16 protein-coding genes, 1 tRNA gene and 1 riboswitch are annotated in these 12,929 nt (G+C 65.1%); of the genes, 6 read left to right on the forward strand and 11 right to left on the reverse strand.

What is annotated here, in order from left to right; genetic code table 11:
* From QA645_RS41935 to QA645_RS41970, 8 genes are all read right to left on the reverse strand, one after another.
* Positions 1-462 carry a GNAT family N-acetyltransferase gene (locus QA645_RS41935; RefSeq protein WP_283053605.1) on the reverse strand — a complete coding sequence of 154 codons (462 nt, stop codon included), beginning with the start codon at positions 460-462 and terminating at the stop codon, positions 1-3.
* Between the two features lie 2 nt (positions 463-464).
* Positions 465-977 carry a GNAT family N-acetyltransferase gene (locus tag QA645_RS41940; protein WP_283046968.1) on the reverse strand — a complete coding sequence of 171 codons (513 nt, stop codon included), beginning with the start codon at positions 975-977 and terminating at the stop codon, positions 465-467.
* Positions 977-1,558, reverse strand: a complete 582-nt coding sequence (locus tag QA645_RS41945) for an XRE family transcriptional regulator (protein WP_254134923.1) — start codon at positions 1,556-1,558, stop codon at positions 977-979. The genes QA645_RS41940 and QA645_RS41945 overlap by 1 nt, the downstream gene beginning before the upstream one ends.
* Before the next feature lie 219 nt (positions 1,559-1,777).
* Positions 1,778-2,602, reverse strand: coding sequence for a hypothetical protein (locus QA645_RS41950; RefSeq protein WP_283046971.1), 825 nt, complete (start codon positions 2,600-2,602; stop codon positions 1,778-1,780).
* Positions 2,599-3,663 carry a TAXI family TRAP transporter solute-binding subunit gene (locus QA645_RS41955; RefSeq protein ID WP_283046972.1) on the reverse strand — a complete coding sequence of 355 codons (1,065 nt, stop codon included), beginning with the start codon at positions 3,661-3,663 and terminating at the stop codon, positions 2,599-2,601. Before QA645_RS41955 ends, QA645_RS41950 begins: the two co-directional genes overlap by 4 nt.
* A 25-nt stretch (positions 3,664-3,688) precedes the next feature.
* Positions 3,689-4,219 (reverse strand): DsrE family protein, encoded by a 531-nt coding sequence (locus QA645_RS41960; RefSeq protein ID WP_283046974.1) that lies wholly within the window; start codon positions 4,217-4,219, stop codon positions 3,689-3,691.
* Positions 4,220-4,342: 123 nt separating this feature from the next.
* Complete coding sequence (gene rpiB / locus QA645_RS41965) at positions 4,343-4,774, reverse strand: ribose 5-phosphate isomerase B (RefSeq protein WP_283046977.1); 432 nt, start codon at positions 4,772-4,774, stop codon at positions 4,343-4,345.
* A 37-nt stretch (positions 4,775-4,811) separates the two neighbouring features.
* Positions 4,812-4,885, reverse strand: a tRNA-Gly gene (locus tag QA645_RS41970).
* 176 nt (positions 4,886-5,061) lie between these two features.
* Between QA645_RS41970 and QA645_RS41975 the strand changes: the two genes are divergently transcribed.
* The 6 genes from QA645_RS41975 (at position 5,062) to QA645_RS42000 (ending at position 8,462) form a co-directional block, all read left to right on the forward strand.
* Positions 5,062-5,640, forward strand: coding sequence for a methylated-DNA--[protein]-cysteine S-methyltransferase (locus tag QA645_RS41975; protein WP_254134926.1), 579 nt, complete (start codon positions 5,062-5,064; stop codon positions 5,638-5,640).
* Positions 5,641-5,649: 9 nt separating this feature from the next.
* Entirely contained in the window at positions 5,650-6,489 is an 840-nt protein-coding gene (locus QA645_RS41980; protein ID WP_283046978.1) for an AraC family transcriptional regulator, read from the forward strand.
* Positions 6,490-6,573: 84 nt separating this feature from the next.
* Positions 6,574-6,852, forward strand: coding sequence for a hypothetical protein (locus QA645_RS41985; protein ID WP_283046980.1), 279 nt, complete (start codon positions 6,574-6,576; stop codon positions 6,850-6,852).
* Between the two features lie 135 nt (positions 6,853-6,987).
* Positions 6,988-7,347 carry a VOC family protein gene (locus QA645_RS41990; protein ID WP_283046981.1) on the forward strand — a complete coding sequence of 120 codons (360 nt, stop codon included), beginning with the start codon at positions 6,988-6,990 and terminating at the stop codon, positions 7,345-7,347.
* Positions 7,348-7,453: 106 nt separating this feature from the next.
* A complete protein-coding gene (locus QA645_RS41995) occupies positions 7,454-7,855 on the forward strand; it encodes an SRPBCC family protein (RefSeq protein WP_283046982.1) in 402 nt (133 codons plus the stop codon).
* A 100-nt stretch (positions 7,856-7,955) separates the two neighbouring features.
* Complete coding sequence (locus tag QA645_RS42000) at positions 7,956-8,462, forward strand: hypothetical protein (protein ID WP_283046983.1); 507 nt, start codon at positions 7,956-7,958, stop codon at positions 8,460-8,462.
* An 87-nt stretch (positions 8,463-8,549) separates the two neighbouring features.
* Here the strand turns inward: QA645_RS42000 and QA645_RS42005 are convergent, their stop codons facing one another.
* The 3 genes from QA645_RS42005 to QA645_RS42015 form a co-directional block, all read right to left on the reverse strand.
* Complete coding sequence (locus QA645_RS42005; protein WP_254134932.1) at positions 8,550-9,992, reverse strand: MATE family efflux transporter; 1,443 nt, start codon at positions 9,990-9,992, stop codon at positions 8,550-8,552.
* A 338-nt stretch (positions 9,993-10,330) separates the two neighbouring features.
* Positions 10,331-11,380 (reverse strand): hypothetical protein, encoded by a 1,050-nt coding sequence (locus QA645_RS42010; protein WP_254134933.1) that lies wholly within the window; start codon positions 11,378-11,380, stop codon positions 10,331-10,333.
* 183 nt (positions 11,381-11,563) lie between these two features.
* Positions 11,564-12,670, reverse strand: a complete 1,107-nt coding sequence (locus QA645_RS42015; RefSeq protein ID WP_254134934.1) for a 2'-deoxycytidine 5'-triphosphate deaminase — start codon at positions 12,668-12,670, stop codon at positions 11,564-11,566.
* A 110-nt stretch (positions 12,671-12,780) separates the two neighbouring features.
* A riboswitch (SAM riboswitch) is annotated at positions 12,781-12,860 on the forward strand.
* The last annotated feature ends 69 nt before the right edge of the window (positions 12,861-12,929 follow it).

The following is a 12,929-nucleotide window of genomic DNA, read 5'->3' on the forward strand; positions in this document are numbered from 1 at the left end:
CTAGGTCCGAAGATCGAGCGTCAGGAAGAGACTGTTGCGGTCCTCGACATAGCCCTCGAACGGCGCACATGGCACGAAGCCGTGGGCCTGATAGAGCGCGTGCGCCGGCTTGAAATAGTCCCACGAGCCCGTCTCGAGGCTCAGGCGCCTGATGCCGCGCTGGCGCGCCTCCGCGATGATGTGACGGAGCATCAGGCCACCAAAGCCGCGGCGGCGCGTGGTCTGCAGCGTGTGCATCGACTTCACCTCGCCGTGGTCGGCGGTGAGCGTCTTCAGCGCGCCGGTCGCGACCAGCGTCTCGTCGTCCCAGCCGGTCCAGAACGCGACGTCATGAGCGCGAAGCCCTGCGAGATCGAGCGCATGCGCGCTGCCCGGCGCGGTCTGCGCCCGCGCGGCGGTGACGTGATGGTCGAGCAGCGCGACAACGCGCGGATCGAAGGTGTCGCCGGTGCGGATCTGCATCGTCATGGCCTTACGTCGCTCGCAAGCTGCTTCTGCATGAAGACGAGATCGAGCCAGCGGCCGAACTTGCAGCCGACCTCCGGCATGCGGGCGACCTCGATGAAGCCGAGCGAGGCATGCAGGCCGATCGAGCCGGCATTGAGGGCCTCGATCCCGGCGATCATGGCGTGCTTGTTCATCGCCGTGGCGCGCTCGATCAACGCGGCGACCAGGCTGCGGCCGATGCCTGCGCGATGATGTCGCTCGTCGACATAGACCGAATTCTCCACGGTGTGGCGATAGCCCGGAAAGGGACGGAAATCGCCGAACGAGGCGAAGCCGACGACCTCCCTGCCCTTCATCGCGACCAGCACGGGATAGCCGGCCTGCTGCCGCGCGCGGATCCAGTCGCGCCGCGAGTCCAGATCGGCCGGTCCGTCGGTCCAGACCGCCGTGGTGTTGATCGCGGCGAAATTGTAGATGGCGAGGATGTCCTCGGCATCTTCGAGCGTAGCGTCCCGGACGATCAGCGACATCACATCTTCCCGTATGAGGTGCCGCGCCGCGTGATGATGACGTAGCGCGCATCCTGTTTGGTTTCGTTCTCGAAGGTGACCGCGCGCATGACGTCGAAGTCGAGACAATCGCCGTCACGCAGCCGCACCGCCTTGGCGTCGATGTGGACGCAGACCGCGCCTTCCAGCATCAGCAACTGCTGGGTGAAGGCGCTGCGGCCCCAGGGGCTGTAGGCCACGCGCGCGCCGGCCGGGAGGTCGACGACGATGATCTCGATGCCGCTCGCCGCATCGGCCGGCGAGGCATGACGCCGCCGGTAGCCGCTGTCGGGATCGCGCCATTGCGGCTGGTCGGCCAGCCGCGTCAGCCGCTCCGGCGGTTTCTCCGAGAGCGCGACGACGTCGCTGAGCGAGACGTCGAGCGCCGCACAGAGCTTGTTGAGCAACGCCGCCGTGGCACTGCTCTGCGCCCGCTCCACCCGCCCGATCATGGCCCGGCTGACGCCGGAGCGGCTCGCGAGTTCGTTCAGGGTCATGCCGGCCTGCGTCCTCAGAATCTTCAATCGGCGACCGATCGCCCTGTCGAGTTTTTGCTGGTCCATGGTCTGGGTCCTGGCCTTCATCCAACCGTTGCCCGGCGCAAGGACCGCACCCGCCAGTGCATGAGGGAGCTTAGCCGGGAAAGCGGCAAATGCCGCAAGCGATGGGCTATTATATTAGAATCTTGGAAGGTGAGCGATCGCCGCGCAAACGCAGGGCCACCACGGCGAGGCCATCGGCCTTCCCGCGCAGGCAGCATCGGCGCTTCGAAGCCGAAGGCGTCACCGCCCTCTCGATTCGACCGTCACATTCGGCCAGCGGCAGGCGCTTGCGAGCCTAGCGCGGACGATATCAATGCCGATGAGATCGAAGGTCGCGCCGGCGCTATGGCCTGTGCCGTCGGTGACAGAAATCGACGTCGTCCCGCCGCCCAGCCCGCGCACGAAATTGACCGGATCCTCCGGCATGAAGGCCGTGCGACCGTCAGCTGCCAATCGCCAGCGCATTGGTCTGGTCGCAGCTGGATCGGACGTAATAGTGACCTCAACCTCCCCGCCACGCAGAGCACGCCAGACGCCATTGGTGCCAAGTGACATCTCGGTCTGCTCGTTCCGGCAGCGGAGTACGAGTATCCCAGGCGTATCCGCTGCAACCGGGGCGAGCGGGTACAATTTGGCGACGAACAGCGGGGAGAAGTCTCTTGGGGACGTGGTCTCGCTGATCAGCCAACCCTTGGCAACCTTGGCAGCTGGAAGTCCCGCGGTTGTGTCCTCGCGACGCGGCGGGATCGAGGGAGGTGCCACCGGCTCGAGTGCGGGTGCCCCCTGCAGCGTACGAGGTCGCGGCTTGGAAAGCGCATCGCCCGGCTGCCGGACCTCGTCCCTGTTCGCAAACAGGCTATCAAGGCACCGTTTCTCCGCGCTGTGCGCCCTCAACCTGCATCCGAGACGGGTGGTGGTGTCGTTGTCCGCTTGATTGCAGGCCGCTTCCGCGGCGCGCGTCTGAGCGAAGCACTCATCGAGACCCATGAGCGTGCTGGATGCGGATTGACCGCGCGCTTCCGCGATCGCAAGACTGGCGAACAGGACGGCGGCGAGCCGCCTCATCGAGGTCCCGTCCGGTTGGCGTTGGCCAGTTGGGGATCCTGCCAGCTCTCGGCCGCCTTCAGGCGCTGCAGTCCGGGGACATTGGCGGCGGGGTCGGCATCCTTCCACTTCGGGTCGAAGCCGGACCCGCGCAGCAGGTCGAGCTTGCCGAACAGCTCGCTCACGAAAGCCGTGACGCGGTCATAGCGCGGTGTTCCGGGATTCCAGTTGTAGGCGACCAGCACCGTCGGCACCGCGATCGTCTCGATATCGTGCCCTGCCTGCACCAGAGCGGGATAATCGGACGGTGTCAGCGAGGCCGGTATGTAATAGTCGGCCAACACGGGACTCCAGGGCACCGCCAGGAACTTGAAGCCCTCGTCCCATTTGCGCTTCACGAACGCGTCCACCGGCTTCGATGTGACGAAAACCACGGCCGCCATGTCGCCTTTGCGCATCAACTCAAGCGCGGCCGGATGAGGCACGAAGGTCTTCTCCACCTCGATGCCGAGGCGACTGAAGATGAGTGGACCCGAATAGGCGGCGGCGGTGCCCTGCGTGTTGAAGTTCACCTTCTTGCGCGCAAGGTCGGCGAGCGAGTTGATCTCGGGACGCACGAAGACATGCAGCTCGGACGGAAACAGATTCATCACATGCACGATGCGCTTTCCGATCTCGGGCACTTGCGCGCGATACTCGTCGAGCGAATCGCTGTTGATGATCGCGATGTCGATCCCCTTCAGATAGAGCAGGTCGTTGACGTTCTCGGTCGGGCCGCGCGTCACTACCGGAAGCACGTGCACCTTTCCGCTTTCGTTGACCACGCGCGATATCTCGGTGGCGAAGCGGAGCGGTGCACCTTCGAGGAGTCCGGCGGCGAATCCGATCGTGCCCGCATTGGTGCGATCTCTCACCTCCTCCTCGGCCGTCCGCGGTTGGGCGGCCCGCACGGCGCGGCTCGCGGGCGCAGGAGCAGCCGGCACGGCACTCCGTTTGTCGCCGCCGGTCCTGCCGACATTTTGCGCAGAAGCGGGCAGCGCGAGCAACGACAGGACCAGTACGAACAGCAGCTTGCGCGTCATCCCGACCTCCTGTCGTTCGTCCCGTCTACGGCCGGACGTAGCTCCAGCCCTTCTCCTGCAGCTCCATCATGCGTACGACGCCCGAGGGGACCATGGAGGCCTCCGGCAGCAGCTCAAGCGGCTTGCCTTCCTTCTTTTCCATTCCCTCCCTCGTGACACCGCATGCGGCGAAGCGAACGTGGTTCGGGAAGGCGAGGTCCTTCATGGCGTGAATGCGCTCAGCAACCGGCGTCGTGTCCTTGCGCAACATGTGCAGTCCCGGACCGAACGCCACGATCTCGACGTCGGCCTCTTCACCTTTCTTGCGATAGTAGTCGAGCACATTGGTGGCGTTGTTGAGCGCCAGGTTCATCACGGCAGGATCATTCTGGTTGACCTGTATCATGAGCCGATGCGACGCCGGCTTGGCCGGTCGCGCCGCGAACTGCCGCTTCGGGATCATGGCGTGCGCCGACATCGCCGAGGCCTGCTGCTGCATCGAGGTCATGGGATACGCCGAACTCGGCGCGAAGATCGCAAGCACGGCTAAAGCGATATGGATTCGTACATCGGGCATGGGTCGTCTCCCTTACGCAGCCCTGAGCGCAAAGCATGAACTTCGGGCATGCCGGTCGACAGCCTGCAGTTCGTGCTAAGCTCAATGGGTTAGGCGCAGGGAGCGTCAGCTCAACCTGCAGTTCTAACAAGGCCCCAGCTTGTCGATGCGCTTCTGGTGGCGGCCGCCTTCGAATGCCGTGCTGAGGAATGCTTCGACGCATTCCTTTGCGACCACATCGCCGGTCGTGCGTCCGCCCAGCGCCAGAACGTTCGCATCATTATGCTGGCGGCATAGCCGCGCGCCCGTGACATCGTGGACCAGCGCGCAACGGATGTGCGCATGGCGGTTGGCGGCGATCGAAATGCCGATGCCCGATCCGCAGATGAGAATGCCGCGCGCGGCCTTGCCGTCCCTGATGGCGTCGGCCAGCTTGTGGCCGAAATCCGGATAGTCGACGGAGGCGGCGCTGTTCGTGCCGAGATCGAGCCAGTTCAGATCGGGCAAAGCGACTTTCAGCGCTTCCTTGAGAGCAAAGCCCCCGTGATCACAGGCAATGGCGACGGTATCGAGCATGTCCATGCCCTCCGGGTGCTTGATGCGATGCAGGGGTTGGAGCGGGCGAAGGGAATCGAACCCTCGTATGCAGCTTGGGAAGCTGCCGTTCTACCATTGAACTACGCCCGCTTATGCGCGTGTGCTGCGCCCGTCCTGATTAGCCGAGACGGTGTCCGGCGCCAAGCGCTTTGGCGCGTCAGGCCGGACAGTTGTTAACGTCCCGGTAAGATTCCAGGTGCGCCGAATTGTGGCAGTGTTATGATCGCTGCAGGGGTTGAGACACGTGCGATCAGTGGGGCGTGCGCATGGTGGGGCGTGCTTACACGACATTCGACACGGCCATAGGCCGTTGCGGCATCGTCTGGAGCCATTCCGGCGTGGTGGCCGTGCAATTGCCGGAGGCGCGGGAGATCGACACCCGCCGCCGGATTTTTCAGGTCCATCCCGAGGCGCGCGAGCAGGCGGTCCCGCTCAACACCGAGCTGGCGATCGAGGGCATCGTGACCTTGCTGCAAGGCAGCGATCCTGATTTTTCCGACGTCAGCCTGGACGCCGGCGGCGTTCCCGCCTTCAACCGGCGGGTCTACGAATATGCCTGCACCATCCCGCGCGGCGAGACGCGCAGCTATCACGAGATCGCCAAGGCGCTGGGCGCGTCCGGCGCCGCGCATTCGGTGGCGCAGGCGATCTCCAGAAATCCCTACATGATCATCGTGCCGTGCCACCGGGTGCTGGAGGCCGGCGGCTATGCCGACCGGATCTCGCCTTACGGCGGGGTGATCTCCAAGCGGCGGCTGCTGGCGCTCGAGGGCGCTCATCCGATCGCCAGCAAGACGCTGTTCGAGGTGCTGCTGCCCGTTGCCCCGCCGCGTTCACCCACCTAGATAGGTGGAATGGATGCGACCAGGCTGCTGACGTCACAATCGATGACGGTCTCCGAGTTTCGCTGCGACGCGGGACCGGACGACAAGCCGTTTGCCGAGTGCCGCACCGGTCATTCCATCGCCTATGTCCGCTCGGGCAGCTTTGGCTGCCATTGCCGCGCCGGCTTCTTCGAGCTTGTCGCAGGCTCACTGCTGGTCGGCGCGCCCGGCGACGAATACACCTGCACGCATGAGCACGTCTGCGGCGACGTCTGCCTGTCTTTCTTCTTCAGCGAGGATCTGGTCGAGGCGCTCGGCGGGCGGCGCGAGACGTGGCAGGTCGGCGCGACGCCGCCGCTGCCCGAGCTGATGGTGCTGGGCGAGCTCGCCCAGACGGCGGCAGATGGCAACAGCGATCTGGGCCTCGACGAGGTCGGCCAGATTTTTGCGAGCCGCTTTGTCGATGTGGTCTCGGGCAAGCCGCGCAAGCCGGCCTCACCGACGGCGCGCGACCGCCGCCGTGCGGTCGAGGCCGCGTTGTGGATCGACGACAATTCGCATGCCGAGATCGATCTCGAACAGGCCGCGCGCCTGGCGGATCTGAGCCCGTTCCATTTCCTGCGGCTGTTTTCCAACGTGCTCGGCGTGACCCCGCATCAATATCTGGTGCGCTCGCGGCTGCGTCACGCCGCGCGCCTGCTCACTGACGACGACATCGCAGTGACCGACATCGCCTATGACGTCGGTTTCGGCGACCTCTCCAATTTCGTCCGCACCTTCCACCGCGCCGCCGGCATGTCGCCGACCAAGTTCCGGCAGGCCGCGCGGGGAGAACGCGAGATTTTTGGGGAACGTCTGGCCCTGAACTGACGAGGGAACGATCCGCTAAGCCTTCGTTGACCAGAGACAGCAGAATAGATCGCCGCCTCCTGCGCGCTGCGCTAACGTTCAATCATGGAATGGGTCCTCTTCATCGGCTTGTGTGCCTTCGCCTACTACCGCGTGAGGCGTGCGCGCGAAAAGGCCGACGAATATGCCGCCGCCGGTTTGGCGCGATCACCGCTGTACTGGTCGACCGCGGCGCTTACCGTGACGCTGCTCGGCCTCTCCCTGTACATGGCTCATCTTGGGCACGAGGGACCGATCCCATGGCCGTATTGGTCCATAGTGGTCGTCTTGTTCGTCGTCATCCTGCTGCTGCGCCGTGCCTTGAGATGGCGCTACCCGATCTAGCTTGATGCGGAAATTGAAGTTCGACCGGGTGTCAGACGTGAAGCGCAAGATTCTCCAAGAGCAGCTTGCCCTCAACTGACTAGGGTCGTCTCCGGCGCGCGCCATCACGCGGCGCGCTTTGCAATGGAGATGACCATGTACGACCATATCGGACTGCGCGTTGCCGACCTCGAGGCGGCCACCCGTTTCTACACCGCGGTGCTGGCGCCGCTCGGTTACGTGCTGTGCTCGAGCGGCGACGGCTATGCCGGCTTCGGACCGAAGGGCGAGCCGGCGCTCTGGCTGCATCTGAACAAGGGCCGCAAGGCCGACGGCGCGCATATCGCGTTTCGTGCCAAGGACCATGACGCGGTGAAGGCGTTTCACAGCCAGGGCCTGAAGAGCGGCGGCCACGACAATGGCGGCGCCGGGCCGCGCAAGGATTACAGCCCGACCTATTACGCGGCGTTCCTGATCGATCCCGATGGCAACAATGTCGAGGCGGTTTGTACCTAGAGCCGCAGCGCGAGCACTCGTAGGGTGGGCAAAGCGATAGCGTGCCGGTGGGCACGGCGCTTTGCGCCTTTGCCCACCCTACGGGACTTCATTTGAGGAAACGATTATGGCCTCCATCCACAACGACGTCCCACTCCCCGCGCCGGCCCACGACGTCTGGGACGCGGTGCGCGATTTCGGTGCGCTGCATCAGCGGCTGGTGCCGGGCTTTGTCACGGCGTGCCAACGCGACGGCGACGCACGCATCGTCACCTTCGCCAATGGCTCGGCCGCCCGCGAGGTGCTGGTCGATTGCGACGATGCGCGGCAGCGGCTGGTCTACGCGATCGACAACGAGCGACTGAAGCACTACAGCGCTTCGGTGCAGGTGATCGCCGAGGGCGAGGCAAGGTGCCGGCTGGTCTGGATCATCGACATGCTGCCGAACGAGCTTGCGGCTTATGTGCAGGAGCAGACGAAGGCGGCCGTGATCGCGATGCACAAGGCCTTTCCGGGTATGGCTGCGTGATCTTTCTCACAGAACGCCACCCTCCTCCGCCGTAACCATGGCCGCGTGCGTCCGGTTGGCCTCGCTCTCCCGGCGACGCCACGCACGCGAGGAGCATGCCATGAGAGGTGCGGACAAGGTGATCTGCCAGGCAGCCGCCGTGCTGCTGCTGTTTTCGGTCGCGAGTTCGCCGGCGAAGGCGCAGTTCCTGGGCGGCGGCGGAGGTGCCGGCGGCGAGGACATGATGACCCAGATGGCGCCGATGCTGGAGATGATGAAGGCGAAGATGGGCAAGCGCCGCTTCGCCATGCTGATGCAGACCATGGGCCCGATGATGAGCCGCATGATGGAGAATGGCGGCGGCGGACTCGGCGGCATGATGGGCGGCGGCGGCATGGGAGGCCTCGCCGGCGGCAATTTCGGCGGCGGCTACGGCGCGCCCAATTACGGCGGCTACGCGCCGATGGGTGGCGGCACCATGCCGATGGGAATTGGCGGCATGGGCGGCGGCGATATCATGGGCATGCTCGGCGGCGCCGGCGGCGGCGACATGATGGCGATGATCCCGCAATTGATGCGGCTCGCCAATGTCGGCGGCGGAGGCCATCGCCGCCACAGGCATCGCTAGCTCGCGCCGGCATATCGCCGCCGCGCTTCAGCTTCTTGTTTGCGGATGATCTTGTCGGAACCGGTTCCCACTTTTCCGGATCATCCGCTAGTCGACAACCGACAGCACAGGCCGCACGGCCGGCTTCGTCTCGCGCGGCCCCCAGCGTGTCAGCACCACGCTCGAGCTTGAGAGCAGGCCGAGCACGACCATCGAGCTCGCGGCAAGCCAGAAGAAGCTTTGCGCCGTCGCATCATGCGTCGATAGCCACCAGCCGCAGGTCGCGATGTAGATGAGACGCGCGGTCTGCGCCAGCACCGGGCCGATCACCTTGGCCGCGCCTTGCGACGAGAAGTACATCGTCGAGGCAAGGCCGATGAAGGCGTAGAACGGCGCCACCGTCGACAGATATTGATGGCTGGTCGCACGCACCGTCGCGCTGTCCGTGAAGATGTTGACCCAGAGGTCGGGGAACAGTGCAACGAGACAGGCCGGTGCGCCGACGGCAACGAAGGCACTGGCGCCCGCGATCCAGGCGATGCGCCGCGCGCGCCCGATGCGGCCGGCACCAACCGCCATGCCGATCATCGGCACCGAGGCGATGCCGAACGAGAACGCGATCGACGTCAGCAGGAATTCGAGACGCGCGCCGATGCCGTAGCCGGCGAGGATCGCGGTGCCGAATTTGGCCAGCATGTGGGTGAAGATCGAGATCGTCAGCACCGATTGCAGCGGCGAGAAGCAGGCGATCGCGCCGACCTTCAGGATGTCGAAGAACATCGCCCATTGGATGCGCAAGCCCCGCAGTTTTGGAACGACGCGTGCGCGGCCCGAGAACAGATACCAGCCCATCACGCAGATGTTCATGGAGTAGGCGATCAGCGCGCCGGCCGCGACGCCACGCATGCCGAGTTGCGGGAAGGGTCCGAGCCCGAGGCCCAGCGTGCCACCCAGCACGATCTGCCAGACCGCGGAGTTGAGGATTAGAAGCGATGGCAGCTTCATGTTGCCGGTGCCGCGCAGCACGCCGGCCATGGTGTTGAGCAGCCAGGGCAGCACGGCACCGCCGAAAAACACCTGCGTGTAGGCGATCGCATGCGTCAGCACGGTGCCACGGCCGCCGAGCATCGTGAGCACCTGAGGCCCGAAGATCAGCATGCCCAGCATGAAGACGAGGCCGAAGCTGATGCCGATCAGCAGCGCATGCGCGGCCAGCGTCCCGGCGCGTTCGCGATCGCCGGCGCCGAGCGCACGTGCGATGGCCGAGGCGACCGCACCGCCCATGGCACCGCCCGACATCGTCATGGTCAGGATCACTGTCGGAAACACCAGCGCCATCGCGGCCAGCGCCTCGACGCCGAGACGCCCGATATAGGAGGTCTCCGCGATCACCACGCAGGTACCAGCGGACAGCGCGACCACGTTCGGCCAGGCGAGCCCCAGCAGCGTGCGCAGGATCGGCCCGTCGGTCAGCGCGCTCCGTGCAGGGCGCGGTGGCGGCGGCAGCGGACGTTCCTGCTCATCGACCGGGATCTCGGCGATGTCCGTCATTTCCTCTCCCGGGCATAAGCGCCATTTGCGGCGCGGCAATGCTTAGGTGTGCAAATTCATTTCCTCGCGCGGAAAGCGCGGTGGGCATTTGTTAGCACGGCGGCTGCCGATTCCTCCTGCGTCAGGTGCAGGCGTGCCCTGCGGGAGCGCATTTCAGCCCGCGGAATTGTGGTTCTTCCTCTCCCCGTTCTTGCGGGGAGAGGGTTGGGGTGAGGGGCCTTTCTCCGCACGTGAGACTGCCGGACGGACCTGTGCCCCCTCACCCGCATCCCATCTGCGATGGGATGCGACCTCTTCCCGCAAGCGGGGCGAGGTGAAGCCGCCGCAGCACCGTTCACCTATTCAATCGTCCAGACCAGCGGCGGCCGGCCGGCTGCCGTCGGTCGCAAATGCACGCCGATATGCCGGCCGCATCCCGCAGCGAGCCCCTCGAACAGCCCTTCCAGCACTTTTGCGCAGGCACTGTGATAATCGGCGACGTCGTCCATCAGCTTCCAGCTCTGCTGCCGGATTTCGAAGCTGCCTTCGGACTGTATCGTCTCGGCCGTATCGTCCTGCGCGGCGAACAGCGCGTTGAGGAAGGATACAAACTCGCTCGCGCCGCCGCGGCGCATGGCCAGCGGCTCCGCGATCTCGTCGAAGAATTGCATGCCGATCAGCTTGCCGGTGATGTGCAGGAGATAGCCGGCATCTTCGGGCCCGAACAGTTGCACCATCACCGGAGCAGCCGTGCGGACATATTCCATCGCGTAGTTGCGATAGGCCTTTTCCAGCCGCGGCTTCGGCCAGCTTGCGACAGGCAGAGCTGGTGCCGTCTTCGCGTCGAACAGCGGCGCTTCGAGGTGCCGCGCAAAGACCAGGCGCTGGTCGAGCTCGAGCGGATGATCGTATTGATGGTAGTAGCCTTCGAGCCCGTCCTGGCCATCAACGCTCTGCTTGGTGCAGACGAAGCCCAGGCGGAGATCACCGAGCGCGACACCGTTGTTGGCGTGCCAGCCGCGCAGCATTGCGCGCGAGACTTCGCCCGGCACGCCGCAGATCGCCGGGCCCTTCCAGATCCATCGCGGCGGCGGATAGCGGATCCAGGCCTTGGTGTCGCTCTCATACATGTATTCGACGTGGACACCGCCGATCCAGTTGGAGAGATAATGATACTGAGCCGCCGCCACCGCCGGCGGCAGATGATCGACCCCGAGCTTCTTGAGACCGGGCAGGAAGCGCTCCTGCTGCTGGCGGCGGAAGACGCGGAAGACGAATTCAGCAGCGTCCGCCGTGCCGCGCCGCGTGACCACGGTGAGGATGAGGCCGGTGAAGTAAGCGTGATAGAGGTCGGCGACCGCGCGCCAGCGTTTCCATTGGGCTTGTTGCGCGGCGTCAGCTGCGGTCATCGTTTGCTCCCGGCTTGTTGTTTTGCGGGAGTGTGTCATCGCGGATCGGGTGACGCAATCTCCGCTGTCATCGCCCGGCGAAGACCGGGCGATCCAGTATTCCAGAGGCGATTGTGATGGAGCCGATAGGCCGCGGCGTACTAGATGCCCCGGTCAAGCCGGGGCATGACAGCGTGTGTGCAGCTACACCCGGAAATGCTTGCTCAGCTTGAGGCCCTGCGCCTGGTAGTTTGAGCCGATGCGCTGGCCGTACATGGCGTCGGGGCGCGCGAGCATCTTCTCGTAGACGAGGCGGCCGACGATCTGGCCGTGCTCGAGGATGAACGGCACTTCGCGCGAGCGCACTTCCAGCACGGCGCGAGATCCCAGCCCGCCCGCGCCGGCATAGCCGAAGCCGGGATCGAAGAAGCCGGCATAGTGCACGCGGAATTCGCCGACCAGCGGATCGAACGGCACCATCTCCGCGGCGTAATCGGGCGGCACCTGCACGGCTTCCTTGGAAGCGAGGATATAGAACTCGCCGGGATCGAGGATCAGGCTGCCGTCGGGACGGGCCGAGATCGGCTCCCAGAAATCTTCCACCGCGTAGCCGGAGCGGCGATCGACATCGACCACGCCGGTGTGCCGCTTGGCGCGATAGCCGACGAAGCCCGTGCTTTTCTCGCCGGAGAGATCGACGGAGACGGCAACGCCGCCGGTGAGATCCGCATCGTCGATATCGACCAGACGCTCGGTGGCATGCAGCGCATCGAGCGCGTCGGCATTGAGGATGGCGTCACCGGTGCGGAAGCGCACCTGCGACAGGCGCGAGCCCTCACGCACCAGCACCGGAAATGTCTTCGGGCTGATCTCGGCATAGAGCGGACCGTGATAGCCGGCGCCGATCATGTCGAAACGACGGGTGCCGTCGGCGATCACGCGGGTGAAGACGTCGAGCCGTCCGGTCGAGCTTTTGGGGTTGGCGGCCGCGACGATCTCCGGCGGCAGCGCAAGGCTCTCGAGCAGCGGCACGATGTAAACGCAATTGGTCTCCAGCACCGCACCGTCGGCGAGGCTGAACTCGTGCAGCTTCAACTGATCGATGCGCTCGGCGACGGTGGCACCGGGGCCGGGCAGGAAGCTCGCGCGCACGCGATAGGCGATGTCACCGAGGCGCAGATCGAGGCTCGCCGGCTGGATCTGGCTTTCGACGAAATCGTACGCGGGCAGGATGAGGCCCTCTTCCGCCATCGCCGCGATCATGCGGTCGGGCAGGATACCATTGGCGTCGGCGGCAACCGTGAACGTCAACCGGGGGTCCTCATCGGGGGTCAAATACATCCGGACATGCGGGAAATACTAGCCTTTTACGGCTATCCGATGGACGCCTTGACGAAAAGGGCATTGCGGAATATGAGCATCACTTATCCCGTGGTGATTTGAGCCGGCCGGCTTGCAGCCACGTTAAATAAGTCGCTAAACAGGCCGGGGACCTCTGTGATCCCGGCCCGTGGAGATTTCCAGGCCGGTTTTTTTGTGACCGTTTTAGCGTCAACGGTCATGTCGGAGG

It is taken from the genome of Bradyrhizobium sp. CIAT3101 (genome assembly GCF_029714945.1).
Taxonomy (GTDB): domain Bacteria; phylum Pseudomonadota; class Alphaproteobacteria; order Rhizobiales; family Xanthobacteraceae; genus Bradyrhizobium.